Origin of the sequence: Pseudomonas floridensis, from assembly GCF_002087235.1 — a bacterium.
Classification (GTDB): domain Bacteria; phylum Pseudomonadota; class Gammaproteobacteria; order Pseudomonadales; family Pseudomonadaceae; genus Aquipseudomonas; species Aquipseudomonas floridensis.
The window spans coordinates 1-16,521 of record NZ_MUIO01000027.1 but is presented as its reverse complement, the minus strand read 5'-3'; the positions used below and the strand labels follow the sequence as shown (position 1 = coordinate 16,521).

Sequence of the window (16,521 nt, the reverse complement as noted above, 5' to 3'; positions counted from 1 at the left end):
CGATTTTTGCAACAGAGCCGGAAATCGACCAAAAACGCGGTGGGGCGGGTAACGACGGCCGGGACGCCAACGCGCTCCACGGCCTCGGCCCAGCGCGCGGCCGGCGGCTGGAGCAGGCCGTTGTGCACGGAGCCGTGATAGGTGCCTACCGCCAACGCGAGCCAGCGCTCCAGCTCGCGCAGCGTCAGGGTGGCCATCTTCTCGGAATCGTACTCGCCGCGCTGGCCGGGATTGGAGAAGGTCGTCCCCGGTAATTCGTCGTGGATCATCTGCATCGCCGTGCCGATGATCCGTTCCACGATGCCGCCGTAGTGCGGCTGGCCTGGTGGGCGATAGTCCAGCCGGATGCCATGCTGTTCGCAGCCACGGCGCAGCGCTTCGCTTTTGAACTCGGCCGCGTTGTCCAGATAGAGCAGCCTGGGCTTGCCGCTCATCGGCCAGTCCATTTCCACATTCAGCCCTTCCAGCCAGGGCCGCTTGTCGCAGGCGGCATGCGCGAGGCATAGGCCGACCGAGACGGCGGACGGCGCTTCCAGCGTGACCACCATGCCGAGTACGCAGCGCGTGAACACGTCGATGGCGAGGGTCAAATATGGGCGGCCAATCGGTTGCCGGTCGCGCTCGTCGACCACGATCAGGTCGATGACGGTGTGGTCGATCTGCACCTGTTCCAGCGGCATGGTGACTTCTGGCGGAATGCCACCCGCGCCTTGCAAGGGACGGGCAGCGTCCTGCCCGCCCCGGCTGCGGGCTATTTTCGCCGGGTGTAGTCCGGCAATCCGCTGGGCCACGGTGTTGCGCGCCGGCACCGGCAGCTTCTGGGTTTTGCACGCCTGCGCGACTTCGCGGTGGAACGCCGCCAGGCTGCGTTTCTGCTTGGTCAGGAAGCGCTTTTGCAGCAGCTCGCGGATGATGCGCTCGACCGGTTCCGGCAAGCGCCCCTTGCCTTTGCCGCCGCCGGATCGGCCGGGCGTCAGGTCTGTTACCAGGCCAGTACCCTGCCGGGCGCGACGGATCAGGACATATACCTGTCGCCGGGACAGGCCCAGCGCTTGGGCTGCCTCATCGGCGGCTTCATGCCCGACCACCTCAAGCGCTGCCAGTGGCCCGATGATTTCCGTCCGGTGCCGGGCTTGCGCCCATGCCTCGTCGGGCAGGGTGGCCACGCCTTGCGCGGCAATCGGTGGAGTGTCTGATGTCATGCCCAAACCTCGCTTTGGTGCACACGAGTATTGAGCATAGTCGAGATTGGTGCAGACGACTCCTGATATTGGGCTGTCAGGAGCCGTATGCACACCAGGCGTTACATCCAGTCAGATGGTGCGGTCGTCTTCTGAAAACGACACCGGCGATTTTGTCGCAAAAATCAGGAATTTCGCGACAAATTGATCGCGCCCCGGAATGCGAAGCCCCGCTGTCGGCCATTGTCTGAAGTTCCTCACGGGCAGGCGCTTGATACTTTACTAACTTGTCTGTAAAGTTTGGCTACTCTCACTGAATGTTGCTATCATGCCTGCCGCCCACTCGAACCGCTGGGTTCTTCTGGTGACCGTCGCCGCCGGTCTCCTGCTTATCGTTCTGGACAATTCGGTCCTCTACACGGCCCTGCCTACCCTGACGCGCGAGCTTGGCGCGACGGCAACGCAAGGGTTGTGGATCATCAACGCATACCCCCTCGTCATGGCCGGCCTGCTGCTCGGCACCGGGACGCTGGGTGACAGGATCGGTCACCGGCGCATGTTCCTCATCGGCCTCGTGCTGTTCGGTGTCGCGTCGATTGTGGCGGCCTATTCGCCTACAGCGGAAATCCTGATCGGGGCGCGGGCCTTTCTGGCGGTCGGCGCGGCGGCGATGATGCCCGCGACACTCGCCCTCATCCGCGTCACCTTCGAGGATGACCGGGAACGCAACATCGCCATTGCGATCTGGGGGTCGTTGTCGGTCGTCGGCGCTGCGCTCGGACCGATCATCGGCGGTTTTCTTCTCGGCCATTTCTGGTGGGGGTCGGTGTTCCTCATCAATGTGCCGGTAGTGGTCGCTGCCTTCATTTCGGCGCTGATCGTTGCGCCGAAGGTGGCCGGCGATGCGACCAAGCCTTGGGACGTGGTGTCGTCGTTTCAGGCATTGGTGGCGCTGTCGGCTTTTGTGATCGCGATCAAGGAATCTGCCCATGCCGGGCAGTCGTGGGCCGTCCCCGCTATTTCGCTGCTGGTTGCCATCCTCGCCGGAGCGCTGTTCGTCCGCCGGCAACTGCGCCTGCCGTTCCCGCTGCTCGACTTCTCGATCTTCCGCAATGCCGCGTTCACATCGGGCGTTCTAGCGGCCGCGTTCTCCCTGTTCGCCATCGGCGGTGTTGAGCTTGCTACGACGCAACGCTTCCAGCTCGTTGCGGGCTTCACGCCGCTGGAAGCCGGGATGCTGGTTTCGGCGGCGGCGCTCGGATCATTGCCGACTGCGCTGCTCGGTGGTGCATTCCTGCATCGTATTGGCCTACGTATCCTTATAGCTGGCGGGCTTGCGGCGGGATCGCTGGCGGTCCTGCTTGCGACATGGGGCATCACTCATGGCCTTGGCTGGCTGATCGCCGGTCTGGCGCTGACCGGTGCCGGCGTAGGTGCAACAATGTCGGTGGCATCAACGGCTATTGTGGGCAATGTGCCTGTGCATCGCGCCGGCATGGCGTCGTCGGTCGAGGAAGTGTCCTACGAGTTTGGCAGTCTGTTCGCTGTCACAATTCTCGGAAGTCTTTTGGCCTACCTCTATACGGTCAACGTCGTGTTCCCCGCCGGAACCTCGGAAGCGGCCCGCGACAGCATGGCGTCGGCGCTGGTCTTTGCCAACGAGGCGGGGGCCGATGGTGTTGTCGTGCGTCAAGCGGCAGGAATCGCATTCGACCACGCCTATACGGTCGTCATGTACGTGGCGGCGGGTGTTCTGGCCGTGGGTGCCCTGATCACCGGCATCCTGTTGCGGCGCTACGGTCCCGGCTCGCAATCGTCAGCCTATCCCACACAACACTAAGGAAGCCGACATGGCGAGAGCCAGCAAGCGCCTCGAAGTGCTTGAAGCCATTGTGAGCATCATCGAGCGTGACGGCCTCACCGCCGTCACCCTCGACGCCGTAGCGCTCGAAACCGGCATGACACGCGCCGGCCTTCTGTATCATTTCCCGTCGCGCGAAGCCCTGATCCTCGCCACCCATGAGCATCTGACTCGCTCATGGGAACAGGAGCTGGAAGCGAGCGCCGGCAACACCTCGGACAGGGCGACAGACGCCGAACGACACGCCGCCTACATCAACACCTGCGCAAGAGCTGCCCGGCGGGTCGAACTGCTGCTCATACTGGAAAGCTCCGACAATCGGCAGCTTGGCGATCTGTGGCAACAGGTCATCGACCGCTGGGCACCTCCTGCGCCGATTGGAAACGACGCTGCCGAGTTGGACAGGTTCATTTCGCGCCTTGCCGCCGATGGGCTGTGGATTCACGAGGCGCTGTCGTCGCGCCCGCTCCCCGAGCAACTGCGCAAGCGTATCGCGGCGCGCCTCGTCGCGATGGCCGCCGGACCTGTTGAGGCGGAAGAAAACCTCCCGAAATAACTGGTGTCCCCCCACAACCCTACTGCGCCGGTGCTGCCGGCGCTTTCACGGTGATGGTGCATTGCTGATCTGAACCGGCCGTGCGCGCGGCCTCGGCGCATTGCCCGATCGCCTCGGCATTGTCGCGCACGAGCTGCGAGGAATCGGCCACGCCGCGCCAGCTTCGGGGATCGGCCACCCGCATCATGGTGACGCCGGCGTTCCATCGGTCCTGACCTATGACGGTCGCCGCAACATGGGTGTCGGCCGAGAAGGGCAGGAAACGCGGCAACAGCAAAATCAGGAATATGCCGACGAACAGCCCGACAAGGCCGGCCATCCATATGCGGAAATCCTGACTTTTCCGGTCGTAGGCGCTTTTCGTATGAGCGGCGAGGTTCCGGCCGGCGCGCTCGAGGTCGGACGCCTGCCGCTCGAGCTGCTGCGCGGCGGTGCGTATCAGGGCCTCGCCGCTGCGCTCGAGGAGCGCCGCATAGTGTGTCGCACCCTGCCGGAGAATAGGCGATTGCTCTACGCCGTGCAGCCGCTCCGCAACATTGTCGAGCGCCTGCACGAGCTGGGCGAGCTGGGGCTTGTAGTCCTGCGCCGGCTCGATCTTTTCGAGCTGGTCGAAAGCCGCTTCCAGCCCGCGCCGCATCACGGTCATTTCCGCGCCGATCTGCGCGCCCTGCGTCTCGATCGTGCGCCGGAGCGCGTCGAACGCGGCGGCCGGGTCGCCGGCGTCCTCGTCCAGTGCTTCCGGCTCGATTCCTTCCCTGTCGTCGTCCAGCTCCGCCATATTCTCCGTGCCTACCTTCCCAAACCGATGCCCCGGCTAAGTTGCCGGCTGCGTGACATTTCCTCTTGCAGCTCGTGGGCGATGCTCTGCCCCCGGCGCTGCTGCTGCCCGATTCCGAGTTCCTGACGGCGATTGCGCAGGATGGAATCTACCTGCGGGTCACGCTCAAGGCTCTTGGTCATGCCGTTCATCTGGCTTTCGACCTTGGCGCGGGCATCGTCGTGCTGCCAGCCGCGAAGCTCCCGGCGCTGGCCCTGTAGCTCCTGCCAGCGTTCAACGAACCGCTCGGCCCTGATATTCGGGTCTTGCAGCGCCGCGTTTTCGCGCTTCATCCCGTCGATAACCTGCGCGACACGCTCCCGGCCGGAAAGCTCGGTCATGGCGCGCACCGTCGCCGGGTCGTTTTGCAACGTCGAGCGCAGCAAATCTTTCATGCCGCCCTGCACCTGGTCGAGCTGCCGGCCGGCATCGCCTATTTCCTGCCGCTGCATGTCGAGGACCGGCAAGCCCTCGCGCCGGTGCTGGTCGATCGACTGATAGGCCCGCGAATAGCGGTCAACGGCGGCCTCAAGCGGCGACTGCCCCCGCGCCCGCTCGGCCAGCCGGTCGGGCGCAGGCGCCTGCCGCAAGCTCCCTTCCCTTTCCGGCCGCTCTGTGCGCTCCTGTGAGGGGGCAGGACGCGCATTGAGCTTGAGGCCGGCGAACATACCGCGCCGCTGCTTCTCGGCCTGCTGCGGCCGTTTCTGGTCGATCTGCGGGCCGTCCGCGCCGGCGCGGTCTGGCTCGCGGCTCTCGGGCGCGGCGCGGCGGCCGAGTTTCAGGCCCTCGAACGGCCGTTGGCGCTGCTGTCGATCGCCGGCGAGATCCTCGCGCGGATCTGCACGAAGATCCTGCGCGAGATCCGCGCGAACTTTTTGCGAGGATCTCCGATCAAGGGCATGATCCCCGGCCGTCGACTCCCGTTCCGCACGTAGCCCGGTGCGCTCGGCCGGAATCTCGATCTCGCTGCGGACGCCCATTTGCTCCGCGATCCCGCGCCGCTCGGCAAAGTCGCGGGTATAGTCGAGCGTCGTTTCCTTCACGCCCGACCGCGACAGGCGGCGCTCTAGCTGGCTATAGGCCAGCTCGCCGGCGTCCTGAACCTTCCATGTGTTGCGGTGCGTCTGCGTCCCATCCGGCAAGGTGACGGGGGTGGAACCCTCATGCTGTAGGCCGATCTTCTCCCCGATCTCGGGCGCGGCCTCCTTCATGGCGCGCTCAAGATCGACGCCCCATAGGGTGCGCTGCTCGCCCTTGTCGTTTTCCAGCGTCACGAAATAGCTGTCGGACTTCTGCGGGTCATGCTCATAGGGCGCGGCCCCATGCTCGACCAGCCGGCCGGCATTGGTGAACTCGTCCTGTGCCGCGTAGAGCTGCACCCCGTCACGATGCCGGGTCATGGCGACATAGGTTAGATGCCGGTCCATCGTCCCCGACGCCATCACATAGGCGCGGTCCACCGTCGCCCCCTGATTTTTGTGAATCGTCGTCGCATAGCCGTGGTCGATCGCCTGATAATCGCCCATCGGCACGGAAACACTATCGCCGCCCCGGCCGTCGAGCGTGGCAATGATGCGGCCCGGCTCGACATGATCGACCGTGCCTAGCATCCCGTTTTTCACGCCAAGGTCGCGGTTGTTCTCCAAGAACACGATGCGGTCGCCGGGCGCGAACTCCCGCTTGCCGTCATTGGTCTGGAAGGTCAGCGCGCCGGCGTCCTCGCCCTGCGCCAGCTCGCCCCGGTCCTGTAGCTCGGCCCGGATCGCGTCGTTGATGGCGCGAACATGGGGTTTGGGGAGCAACGGAACCAAAAACCAACGTAAGCCCTGAATCTGCCATTTGGGGGAGCAATAGAACAGAAAGTGCATTTAAGCTCTATGTGGTTCCGTGAGCTTGCCACCCGGTAGGCTGTACTCCAGGTGGAGTTATGGGGCAGCTACGGTCGAGCGAGCCCGCCAAACGCAAGCTGGTATCGCCCGGATGTAGATCAGTTCCCCAATCAGCTCCACCAGTGTTTGGGTAATCACCGCAGCTGCAGCGAGGCCGCGCACCTCTTCTGGGAGGGCAAGAGCCAGTGGCAAAACCACCAGAGAGTTTCGGGTTGATGCACTGAAGGTGACGGCTCGGGCAGTGGCTGATGGCAACTTGAAGAGCCGCGATGCGAGAGCCCCCATCAGCGGAGCCAGAAGCAGAAAGCCGATGTAAACAGGAATAACCGGCGCTAGCTTATCGATGTCGCGCACGACGGGCGTGATTTGCGAACCCACCACCACGATTAGCACTGCGGCCATTGCGGGTACCGGTAACCACGCCCAGGCGGTGCTCCAGGCTCTGACGATAGCTATGCGCTTGGATAGGGCCTCGGTGACTACAGCCAGCAGCAAGGGGGCAACGATCAGCACCAGGAACGCCTCGATGAACGGACCCGCCGATACCACGACAGCCGATTGGCCACGATCGCTCCGGCATAAATTACCAGCCCATCGGGGTTGATTACGAAGAGGTGGGGAGTGGTTTTGGCAGCATAAAGTTTGGCCACAGTCGCGTCCGAACCCTTCGATGCCGAGGCGCACGAATACCGTTTTCCCAATGCCATTGCGGCCAAACTCGCCATCGCCGACGAACTGACCCAAGCCGAGTCGATCCTGACTGAGGATGCCATCGACTTGCTTGCCACCAAGCTGCGCACACCACTGCAAATCCAACTGCACCTCAGCTTGGCACTGGAAGCCGGTTATCTGATCGGCGAGAAACCCGTTTCGGCGGAGCTGGTGGAGTCGGTGCTGTCGCGCCAACTGGATGACCTGGAACCGACCTTGACGCGTCACGGCTACCGCATCAAGGATCTGGTGGAGCAGTTCGACGCCAGGCCTACTGAGATCAAGGCGCTGTTCAGTAATGCGCTTGACCCGGCGCGCGCTGCCGAGCTGCGTGACAAGATGCTGGCGGCGGGGCTGCCGATCTGAGCACTGGCTAATTTTACGTTTTCGGGGGTAGCGAGATCGACGCCTTTCTCGTCGATCAGTCCGCCTGAAGCGGACTGCAGCCGGCCTTGATATATACCGCTGACTGTTGAGGGGGGCCTTGCTTGATATCTTCCGCAGAAGCGTATAGCTCGACACTGGCCATGCAGTCGTTTATGCGCTGCAGAAGTATGTCCTTCAGTAGTCCTTGGCTGTTGGCTGGACAGATGCTGCCCTTTTTTACCACCAGGAATGCTCGTTTCTCGTCATGACTGACCAGACCGCCAATGTCTGCAGTGCAGTCGCCCCATAGCAGCTTGTCAGACGAAAGCCGAAATGCCGGTAGCGCCAAAGCATCCCTCTGGTTATTGCGCCACTCACCTATAAACCATGTCCCTTCAATCGTCTTTTCCACGCCGGGTGGGCGCTTGGCTGGCGTCTCGCCTTGATCACAGGCGGTCAATACAAAGGCTGCAAGCACCGCCAGTGGCAGTGCGGATATATCGAGAAACCTACTCATGGTGTGCCTCCAACATCCGCTAATTCAGGCTACCAACGCCTCCGCTCGCACAAAGAGTGCGAAGGCTCATTCCGTCATGTTGACGGCTTCATACTCGCCTCGGCGTGCCTGGGTAAGGCGATAGAAATCAGCGCGGCCAGCAACACGAAGGCTGTCGAAATCCACAGGCAGGCACCCAACCCATAAGCCTGGTAGATCCACCCGGACAACAGGGTGCCGATCAGCCGGCCGATGGCGTTGGACATGTAGTAGAAACCCACATCCAGCGACACCCCGTCTTCCTTGGCGTAGGAGACGATCAGGTAGCTGTGCAGCGACGAGTTCACCGCGAACAGCGCGCCGAACAGCATCAAGCCGCCCAGCAGCACCACCTGCGCGGACAGCCCAGCATTCAATCCCAGCGCGATAGCGGCCGGCAGACCGGCCAACAGCAGCGCCCAGACGAAGGCGGCGCGACCATCGGGAACATGCCCGCGCTGCTTGCCGGTGATGGCCGGCGCGAAGGACTGCACGATGCCATAGCCGATGACCCAGGCGGCGAGGAAGCCGCCGACCTGCCAGAAGTCCCAGCCGAATACCGCACTCAGGTACACCGGCAAGGCCACCACAAACCAGACATCGCGGGCGCCGAAGAGGAACATCCGCGCCGCCGAGAGAATATTGATCGCTCGACTCTTGGACAGGATGTCGCGGAACTTCGGTTTGGCCTTGGCCTTGCCCAGATCCTTCTTCAGCAAAAACAGGCTACTCAGCCAGATCAGCGCCAGGACGGCAGCCATGGCCAACACCGCGCCCTTGAAGCCCATCAGCGCGAGCAAGGCGCCACCGAGAAAGAAGCCCACGCCCTTGAGGGCATTCTTAGAGCCGGTAAGGATGGCCACCCACTTGTACAGCGTGCCTTGCTGGCCGTCCGGCACCAGGAGCTTGATCGAGCTCTTGGCGCTCATTTTGTTGAGGTCCTTGGCGATGCCCGACAGCGCCTGGGCGCCCATCACCCAGGGGATGGTCAGCCAGGCTACGGGCACCGTCAGCATTAGCAAGGCCAGCACCTGCATGCCCAGGCCGATGTTCATGGTGCGGTTCAGGCCCAGACGGGCACCGAGGTAGCCGCCCACCAGGTTGGTGATGACCCCGAAGATCTCGTAGAACAGGAACAGGAACGCGATCTGCAGCGGGCTGTAACCCAGGGCATGGAAATGCAGCACCACCAGCATGCGCAGTGCGCCATCGGTGAGGGTGAATGCCCAGTAATTACCGGTCACCAGCAAATATTGGCGCACTTCCGGTGCAAGGGCTGACAACGCTTTCATGATTGCTCCCTGATTCCTATCAATCGGCCAGACCGACCAGCTTGGCCAGCTCGACGGTACGGTTGGCGTAGCCCCATTCGTTGTCGTACCAGGCGTAGAGTTTCACCTGGGTGCCGTTGACCACCATGGTCGAGAGCGCATCGATGATCGAAGAGCGCGGGTCGGTGCGGTAGTCGACGGATACCAGCGGGCGCTCCTCGTAGCCGAGGATGCCTTTCAGTTCGTTCTCGGCGGCGGCCTTCAACAGTTGGTTGACCTCATCCACCGTGGTCGCGCGTTCGACTTCGAATACGCAGTCGGTTAGCGAGGCGTTGGCCAGCGGCACGCGCACCGCGTGGCCATTCAGGCGCCCGCGCAGCTCGGGGAAGATTTCCGCGATGGCAGTGGCCGAGCCGGTGCTGGTCGGGATCAGGCTCATGCCCGAGGCGCGGGCACGGCGCAGATCCTTGTGTGGCTGGTCGAGGATGCTTTGGGTGTTGGTCAGGTCGTGGATGGTGGTGATCGAGCCGTGGCGGATGCCAAGGTTTTTGTGGATCACCTTGACCACCGGGGCCAGGCAATTGGTGGTGCAGGAGGCGGCAGTGACGATGTGGTGCTCAGCCGGATTGAACAGCTGCTGGTTGACGCCCATGACGACGTTCAACGCGCCCTTCTCCTTCACTGGGGCACAGACCACCACGCGCTCCACGCCCTGATCTAGGTAGGCCTGGAGCACGGCCACGGTTTTCATCTTGCCGCTGGCCTCGATCACCAGATCGCAGCCCGACCAGTCGGTGTCGGCAATCGCCTTATTGGCGCTGACCTTGATGCGCTTGCCGCCGACCACCACGCAATCGCCCTCGGCGCTGGCCTCATGCTGCCAGCGGCCATGCACCGAATCGAAGTTCAACAGATGGGCGTGGGTCGCCGCATCGCCTGCCGGATCGTTGATCTGCACGAATTCGAACTCGGGCCAATCCCAGGCCGCGCGCAGGGCGAGACGACCGATCCGACCAAAACCGTTGATGCCTACTTTGATGGTCATGCTGTTGTTCTCTGAGTCTGTTGGTTGGCGCCCGACTTGTCGGAGTCGAACTGAGCGATGTAGTGGACATGGGCCGGATGCTGGAGGGCGCGGGGACGCAGTGCCTGCACCTCATTGATCGCTTCGCGGAACGGCACTCCGCACTCGATCAGCAGTTGCGCGGCAATCAACCCGGTACGGCCCGAGCCACCCTTGCAGTGGATGGCGATGTTCTTGCCCTCGACCAGCAACTGCTTGATCCGCTCACGGTTCAATTCCCAGGCCGCCTGGAATGACTCGCCGGGGGCCTGCTCGTCCTCCACCGGCAGGTGGAACCACTCAATGCCGAGCTGTTGGCATTGCTCGGGCAACTGGTCGATTTCGTTCTGACGCAGTTCCTCGGTGGGCATCAACGTCAGCAAGACTGACGCGCCGGCTTCCTTGAGCGTGCCCAACGCCTCGGCAACCGAGGTGTCCTTGGTGCCGGGGCATGGCGTGAAGATCAGTTGGCCTTTCACTTCAGCCGCAGTGAGTACGGAGTAAGGGTGTTGTTGCACGATCAGGAGTTCCTCAAATGGAGCGTTGATTGACGCGTTTCGATAGTTCTTCCGCCGATTCCTTACGCTCGGAATAGCGGTCGACCAGATAGTCCTGCCGCTCGCGCAGCAGCAATGTGAACTTCACCAGTTCCTCCACCACGTCCACCACGCGGTCGTAGAACGAAGAAGGTTTCATACGTCCCGCCGCGTCGAACTCGAGAAAGGCCTTGGGTACCGATGACTGGTTGGGGATGGTGACCATGCGCATCCAGCGGCCCAGCACCCGCAGTTGGTTGACCACATTGAACGACTGCGAACCGCCGCAAACCTGCATCACCGCCAGGGTCTTGCCCTGGGTTGGGCGTACCGCGCCCATGGCCAGCGGAACCCAGTCGATTTGCGCTTTGAATACGGCGCTCATCGAGCCATGGCGTTCCGGCGAGCACCAAACCTGACCTTCCGACCAGAGCACCAATTCACGCAGTTCCTGCACCTTGAGATGGCTGTCCGGCGCGTCATCTGGCAAGGGCAGACCGGAAGGGTCGAAGATGCGCGTCTCAGCGCCAAAGTGCTGCAACAGGCGCGCAGCTTCTTCAACCAATAGACGGCTGAAGGAACGCTCGCGGGTCGAGCCGTAGAGCAGCAGGATGCGCGGCTTGTGCGTGGCTTTCAGCTCAATGCTGAGCTTGTCCGGCGTCGGTAGCTCAACCAGTTCGGTATCGAGATTTGGGGTGTGATCGTCGTACATGAATTCACTCCTGAGCGAGGGCGCCTTTGGGATGATCGAACCAGCGGCGTTTCAGCCAGAAGGCCACCCCGACTAGGGAGATCAGCACCGGCACTTCTACCAAAGGGCCGATCACCGTGGCGAAGGCCACTGGTGAGGCGAGGCCGAAGGTGGCGATGGCCACAGCGATGGCCAGCTCGAAGTTGTTGCTGGCAGCGGTGAAGGCCAGCGCAGTGGTTTTCGGGTAGTCCGCTTCGAGCAGCTTGCCCATCCAGAAACTGATGAAGAACATCACCACGAAGTAGATGGTCAACGGAATGGCAATGCGCAGCACATCCAACGGCAATTGCAACACCCTATCGCCCTTGAGGCTGAACATCGCGACGATGGTCAGCAACAGGGCCACCAGGGTCAGAGGGCTGATCTTCGGAATGAAGTGTTCGCGGTACCAGGTTTGGCCCTTGCGGCTGATCAGCATCTTGCGAGTGAGGAAGCCGGCCAGGAACGGAATGCCAAGGTAGACCAGCACGGATTCGGCGATGTCGACGAAACTGGTCTCGATCACGCTGCTTTCAAGGCCGAACAGCGGCGGCAGAAGGCCAAGAAAAATCCAGGCATACACGCTGAAGAACAGGATCTGGAAGATGCTGTTGAAGGCCACCAAACCAGCGACGTATTGGTTGTTGCCGCCCGCGATCTGGTTCCACACCAGCACCATGGCGATGCAACGGGCCAGGCCGATGAGGATCAGGCCAGTCATGTATTCCGGCTTGTCGGCGAGAAACACGATGGCCAAGACGAACATCAATACCGGGCCGATGATCCAGTTCTGTATCAGGGATAGCGCCAGAATGCGCTTGTCCTTGAACACCTGCGGCAGCTCTTCGTACCTGACCTTGGCCAAGGGCGGATACATCATCACGATCAGGCCGATGGCGATGGGGATATTGGTCGAGCCCACCGACAGGCCATTGAGCCAACCCGGCAAACCATCAACCAGGCTACCGAGGCCGATACCAAGCGCCATGGCTAGAAATATCCAGACCGTCAGGTAGCGATCCAGGAAGGAAAGGCGGCTTTTGCGCATCGTCACGCCTCCTGCTGCCTGAGAGTGCCTATCTGGGCCAGTTCGGCTTTGAGCCGTTCGGCACTCAACTGCTCGAACGGTAAAGCCAGGAAGGCTTCGATGCGGGTTTTGATCCGCTCCAGGGTGGCGTCAAACGCGGCCTCTATTTCTTCTTGAGTACCGTGGTATTCGGAAGGATCAGCCAGTCCCCAGTGGGCCTTGGTGGCCGGGCCGAAGAATACCGGGCAGGTATCCCCTGCGGCCTTGTCGCAGACGGTGATGACGAAGTCAGGTGCCAGATTTTCATGCACATCGCTGGACTTGCTGGAGAGCCCATCACTGGAGATGCCGGCCCTCTCCAGGGTCTTCAGGGTGAGCGGATGCACTAGCCCTTTCGGCTGGCTGCCGGCGCTGAAAGCCTTCATCCCGGCTGGCGCCAGGTGATTGAACACGGCTTCGGAGAGGATGCTGCGGCAGCTGTTGGCCGTGCAGAGGAACAGAATCCTCATCGGGCTATCTCGTAGTGGCCGAGCAAAGCTCAGGCGGACGGGGCTCAGCAGCAAGCGGCAAGCCGTTCAGGCCGGTCACCCATGCCTTCGAGGCGCTTCGAGTCAGGGCTGAGCCAGTGCTTGTTGGCCTCGAGCATGGTTTTTAGAATGCTGTGCACCCAGTCCGGCAGGTTGGGATGTAGGCGGTAGTACACCCATTGCCCTTGTCGGCGATCCGCCAGCAACCCGCAGCTACGCAGTTGCGCCAGGTGGCGGGAAATTTTCGGCTGGCTTTCATCCAAGGCGCAGGTGAGCTCGCAGACGCACAGCTCTTCCTCGCGGGCGATCAGCAGCGTCATGCGCACACGGGTCTCGTCAGCCAGGCATTTGAATACGGTTGTTGGTGTCAGGTGGTCGGCCATTGCGGTTCTCAGCGTTTGGTTTTCACGAGAACGAACATCTTGATGCGCTCATGGATCTCATGAAGGGTATGGCGGAAGGCATCAGACTTGCTGCTGGTTACCGGGTCTTCGAAGTTCCAGGCCAACACTTCACCCGCTCCGGGCAGGGCCTGACACTCCAGCGCCGATTTATCACACAAGGTGATGACGTAATCGAAACGTTCACCTTCGAACTCATCGATCGACTTGCTGCGCAGCCCCTCGGTGCTCACCCCTAGGTGTTCGAGGACCTCGAAGGTGCGAGGGTCAACCTCGCTCGGCACAGTACCGGCACTAAAGGCCTCGAAGCGCTCGGAATCGGTATGCCGCAGCAGCGCCTCTGCCAGCTGCGAACGGGCAGCGTTGGCGACACAAACGAACAGGACGCGGGTTTTGTAGGCCATCGCTCAACCCTTGAAGGAAAATATGGTTTTCCAAATATACGAATTGGCGAATATTAAGTAAAGCGAAGGGGATTAATGGCCTCATTCTGAACAGTCAAAACCGCCAGAGGTGGAACCCTTGGTCGAAATTCCTGGGCTTGAGGTGGATGGGTGAGCCTGATCAGCTTTACGACATACGGTTACACGGATATCCATATCCTGTAATCATTTTGTCATGAATCTAGTTCTAAGTTCTTCGGCACTTCCAACCCATGCAGGAGTACCCCATGAAACGACTCACCCTGACCGCCATGCTGTTGAGCAGCCTGATCGCTGGGAGCGCCTTCGCTAGCCAGTATGACAAGCCTGGCTTCGTCACCGAAATCGAAGACGGCCGCCTATGGGTGTTCCGCGAGGGTTCCGCAGAACTGAAAGCCTTCAAAGAGTTCGGTGAACCGACGAAGCAATACTCCAACATCGGCGCCGGCCCGGAAGGCATGACCGTAAAAGCTGCCGACGAGAAAACACTGAAGGACTATCTCGAAGCGAAGTAATTTCCACCCTAGATACACCCGCGGAACAGGCTGCGCGTGTGGTGGACCACTTGCTGATCCCCCCGGACACCGATGTTTTCAGTTTGTCAGGGTGACGTTTTCGCACAGCCTGGGCCGTTTTGAGCCCGCTGGGCGGCTCGCGAAATCGCTCATCCCACATGCAAACAAGTAGAGCCACAAAGCATAAAAAGCTGATTACTGCATCTGGAAAGCCGCTCCAGATCAGTTGCAGAAAGCGTGAGCCCACGATGATGGAATGCAAGTCGGCGCGGCTGAATGCAAGCTCGCTCGCAGCTAATGTGAGCCCGAAGGCTCCGCCAGTCGCAGTTAATCTGAGCCGGAAAGCGCGTTGATTGCGAGCCTGGCTGTTTTCAAACGCGAGCCATTACACCTAATGTTTGTGCCGGTGGTGCGCGTCTGGGAAGTGTGGATGCGTGTGGGTCAATGGCTCATGTTGATGCGGATGTCGGTGCTTCGTGCCAGGCGCGACGGGTTCGTCGTGTAGGTGTTGGTGGTGTTCGTCGTGGACGTGCTCGTGATCATGCTCCAGCGCAGCGTGCCGGTGTTCATGCTCATGGCGCTCAGTCAGGTGCAGCCAGATGCCAAGCGCCATTAGCAGTCCGGCAATCAGCAGCGGCAGTGTGACCGGATCGCCCAGCGCTACCGCAAGGGTCGCCCCCAGGAACGGCGCTACAGAGAAGTAAGCACCTGTGCGGGCCGTGCCGAGGTGGCGTAGAGCGATGACGAATAACGCCAAGCTAACGCCATAAGCGAGGAAACCCACCACCAGCGCGCCGACCAGGTTGGGCAACGGCGGCAACGTCGCACCCACAGCAAAGGCCAAAGCCAGGTTGACCGAGCCGGCAACCAAACCTTTGACCGAGGCAATCCAGGTGGCGTCCGACAGCGACACCTTGCGGGTCAGGTTGTTGTCGATGCCCCAGGCGAAGCACGCACCTAATATCGCCAGTGCTGGCCACAAGCCGGCGAAGCGGGCCTCACCCGGCCAGCTCAGGACAACCGCGCCGGCCACGATGGCCACCATGCCCAGCGCGATGCGGCGGTCAAAATTCTCCTTGAAAGCGAACCACGCCAGCAGGGCGGTGAACACGCCCTCGGCGTTGAGCAATAGTGATGCGCCCGATGCCGGCATGCCGGTTAGTCCCAGCATCAACAACACCGACCCAACAACGCCGCCCGCTCCAATTGCGCCGGCGAGCCACGGTGCTTCGTGGCGCGGCAGACTAACCGCTGGGGCGCGGCTCAGGAGGCGGTACAGCGTTAGCCCTACCCCTGAACCGAGGTAGAGCAGGCTCGCCAGCAGCCAAGGGCTGACACTGTTCAACAGCAGTTTCGCCAGCGGCGTTCCCGCGCCGAACAGTACGGCAGCCCCCAGCGCTGCCAACACGCCGGGTTGGCGCAGACCTTCCTTCCAATTCATTTCGTTCAACTCCGTTATTTGGCAGGGCATAGCCTCATGGGTTACAGGAGCGCCCTCATAAAGTGCAAGCCCGTTCAGATCACAGGTCGTCGTCTGGATTGCGCAATGGTCGCAGTTCTCCACGTGCGACTTCTTCCGGTACCGCGAAGGAGTACCGGCCGAGCATGTTGATGTGCTCGTAGATCAGCGGTGATAGCCGGGCCAAATCCTCCTCCTGCACCGGGTAGCCGTGCTGCTTGAGCCGTTCCACGGCCGCCGTCATGTAGAGGGTGTTCCACAGTACGATGATGTTCACCACCAGGCCCAGGGCCCCGAGCTGGTCTTCCTGCCCTTCGCGGTAGCGCTGACGCAGCTCGCCGCGTTTGCCATGGAACACGGCGCGGGCCAAGCTGTGGCGGCCTTCGCCTCGGTTCAACTGGGTCAGGGTGGCGCGGCGTTTGGACTCGTCGTCGATGTAGGTCAGGGTGTGCAGGGTCTTCTCGATCCGTCCGAACTCGGCCAGCGCCTGGGCCAGCCGGGTGGGTCTATCCCCCGTTTGCAGGGTGCGCATGATGCCGGTGGCTGGTACCCGGCCGAGTTTGAGCGACCCGGCCAGGCGCAACAGGTCATCCCAGTGCTCGGCGATCAGGTCGAGTTTGACCGACTGGCGGGCGAGCCCGTTGAGCTTGCCGT

The 16,521-nt window shown here is 61.8% G+C and carries 18 protein-coding genes and 1 pseudogene; 4 read left to right on the top strand and 15 right to left on the bottom strand.

Annotated features, from left to right (window positions below):
• The coding region (locus BZK31_RS09975) for a DDE-type integrase/transposase/recombinase (RefSeq protein ID WP_043157050.1) at positions 1–1,202 on the bottom strand (1,202 nt) is incomplete at its 3' end.
• A 307-nt stretch (positions 1,203–1,509) separates the two neighbouring features.
• Between BZK31_RS09975 and BZK31_RS09965 the strand changes: the two genes are divergently transcribed.
• Together BZK31_RS09965 and BZK31_RS09960 are read left to right on the top strand one after the other, a co-directional pair.
• Entirely contained in the window at positions 1,510–3,021 is a 1,512-nt protein-coding gene (locus BZK31_RS09965; protein ID WP_003830786.1) for an MFS transporter, read from the top strand.
• A gap of 10 nt (positions 3,022–3,031) precedes the next feature.
• Positions 3,032–3,598, top strand: a complete 567-nt coding sequence (locus BZK31_RS09960; RefSeq protein ID WP_003830785.1) for a TetR/AcrR family transcriptional regulator — start codon at positions 3,032–3,034, stop codon at positions 3,596–3,598.
• A gap of 19 nt (positions 3,599–3,617) precedes the next feature.
• Here the strand turns inward: BZK31_RS09960 and BZK31_RS09955 are convergent, their stop codons facing one another.
• The 3 genes and pseudogenes from BZK31_RS09955 to BZK31_RS09940 all read right to left on the bottom strand — a co-directional run.
• The gene (locus BZK31_RS09955; protein WP_006473465.1) at positions 3,618–4,376 is read right to left on the bottom strand and encodes a DUF6118 family protein; all 759 of its coding nucleotides are present in this window, start codon (positions 4,374–4,376) and stop codon (positions 3,618–3,620) included.
• Between the two features lie 11 nt (positions 4,377–4,387).
• Complete coding sequence (locus tag BZK31_RS29840) at positions 4,388–6,283, bottom strand: hypothetical protein (RefSeq protein WP_208617195.1); 1,896 nt, start codon at positions 6,281–6,283, stop codon at positions 4,388–4,390.
• A gap of 57 nt (positions 6,284–6,340) precedes the next feature.
• Positions 6,341–6,865: pseudogene (locus BZK31_RS09940) on the bottom strand (arsenic resistance protein); the annotation flags it as partial.
• A gap of 81 nt (positions 6,866–6,946) precedes the next feature.
• On the opposite strand from BZK31_RS09940, the gene BZK31_RS30050 reads away from it, so the two are divergent.
• Positions 6,947–7,381, top strand: a complete 435-nt coding sequence (locus BZK31_RS30050) for a hypothetical protein (RefSeq protein WP_240635086.1) — start codon at positions 6,947–6,949, stop codon at positions 7,379–7,381.
• 55 nt (positions 7,382–7,436) lie between these two features.
• Here the strand turns inward: BZK31_RS30050 and BZK31_RS09930 are convergent, their stop codons facing one another.
• The 9 genes from BZK31_RS09930 to BZK31_RS09890 all read right to left on the bottom strand — a co-directional run bounded on the left by BZK31_RS09930 (position 7,437) and on the right by BZK31_RS09890 (position 13,875).
• Positions 7,437–7,898, bottom strand: coding sequence for a hypothetical protein (locus BZK31_RS09930; RefSeq protein WP_083182521.1), 462 nt, complete (start codon positions 7,896–7,898; stop codon positions 7,437–7,439).
• A gap of 74 nt (positions 7,899–7,972) precedes the next feature.
• On the bottom strand, positions 7,973–9,208 hold the full coding sequence (gene arsJ, locus BZK31_RS09925; RefSeq protein ID WP_083182520.1) for an organoarsenical effux MFS transporter ArsJ: 1,236 nt from the start codon (positions 9,206–9,208) through the stop codon (positions 7,973–7,975).
• Between the two features lie 19 nt (positions 9,209–9,227).
• On the bottom strand, positions 9,228–10,232 hold the full coding sequence (locus BZK31_RS09920; protein WP_083182519.1) for an ArsJ-associated glyceraldehyde-3-phosphate dehydrogenase: 1,005 nt from the start codon (positions 10,230–10,232) through the stop codon (positions 9,228–9,230).
• Positions 10,229–10,768 carry a cyclin-dependent kinase inhibitor 3 family protein gene (locus tag BZK31_RS09915; RefSeq protein WP_083182518.1) on the bottom strand — a complete coding sequence of 180 codons (540 nt, stop codon included), beginning with the start codon at positions 10,766–10,768 and terminating at the stop codon, positions 10,229–10,231. Before BZK31_RS09915 ends, BZK31_RS09920 begins: the two co-directional genes overlap by 4 nt.
• A gap of 13 nt (positions 10,769–10,781) precedes the next feature.
• Entirely contained in the window at positions 10,782–11,498 is a 717-nt protein-coding gene (arsH, locus tag BZK31_RS09910; protein WP_083182517.1) for an arsenical resistance protein ArsH, read from the bottom strand.
• Between the two features lie 4 nt (positions 11,499–11,502).
• On the bottom strand, positions 11,503–12,564 hold the full coding sequence (arsB, locus tag BZK31_RS09905) for an ACR3 family arsenite efflux transporter (RefSeq protein WP_083182516.1): 1,062 nt from the start codon (positions 12,562–12,564) through the stop codon (positions 11,503–11,505).
• 2 nt (positions 12,565–12,566) lie between these two features.
• A complete protein-coding gene (locus BZK31_RS09900) occupies positions 12,567–13,052 on the bottom strand; it encodes an arsenate reductase ArsC (protein WP_083182515.1) in 486 nt (161 codons plus the stop codon).
• A 44-nt stretch (positions 13,053–13,096) separates the two neighbouring features.
• Entirely contained in the window at positions 13,097–13,453 is a 357-nt protein-coding gene (locus BZK31_RS09895) for a metalloregulator ArsR/SmtB family transcription factor (protein WP_083182514.1), read from the bottom strand.
• 8 nt (positions 13,454–13,461) lie between these two features.
• On the bottom strand, positions 13,462–13,875 hold the full coding sequence (locus tag BZK31_RS09890; RefSeq protein ID WP_083182513.1) for an arsenate reductase ArsC: 414 nt from the start codon (positions 13,873–13,875) through the stop codon (positions 13,462–13,464).
• A 266-nt stretch (positions 13,876–14,141) separates the two neighbouring features.
• Between BZK31_RS09890 and BZK31_RS09885 the strand changes: the two genes are divergently transcribed.
• Positions 14,142–14,408, top strand: a complete 267-nt coding sequence (locus BZK31_RS09885; RefSeq protein ID WP_083182512.1) for a hypothetical protein — start codon at positions 14,142–14,144, stop codon at positions 14,406–14,408.
• Positions 14,409–14,799: 391 nt separating this feature from the next.
• Here BZK31_RS09885 and BZK31_RS09880 read toward each other — a convergent pair whose 3' ends face one another.
• Complete coding sequence (locus tag BZK31_RS09880) at positions 14,800–15,849, bottom strand: DMT family transporter (RefSeq protein ID WP_083182511.1); 1,050 nt, start codon at positions 15,847–15,849, stop codon at positions 14,800–14,802.
• Positions 15,850–15,928: 79 nt separating this feature from the next.
• On the bottom strand, positions 15,929–16,521 hold a 593-nt coding region (locus tag BZK31_RS09875), incomplete at its 5' end, for a Tn3 family transposase (protein WP_157900721.1).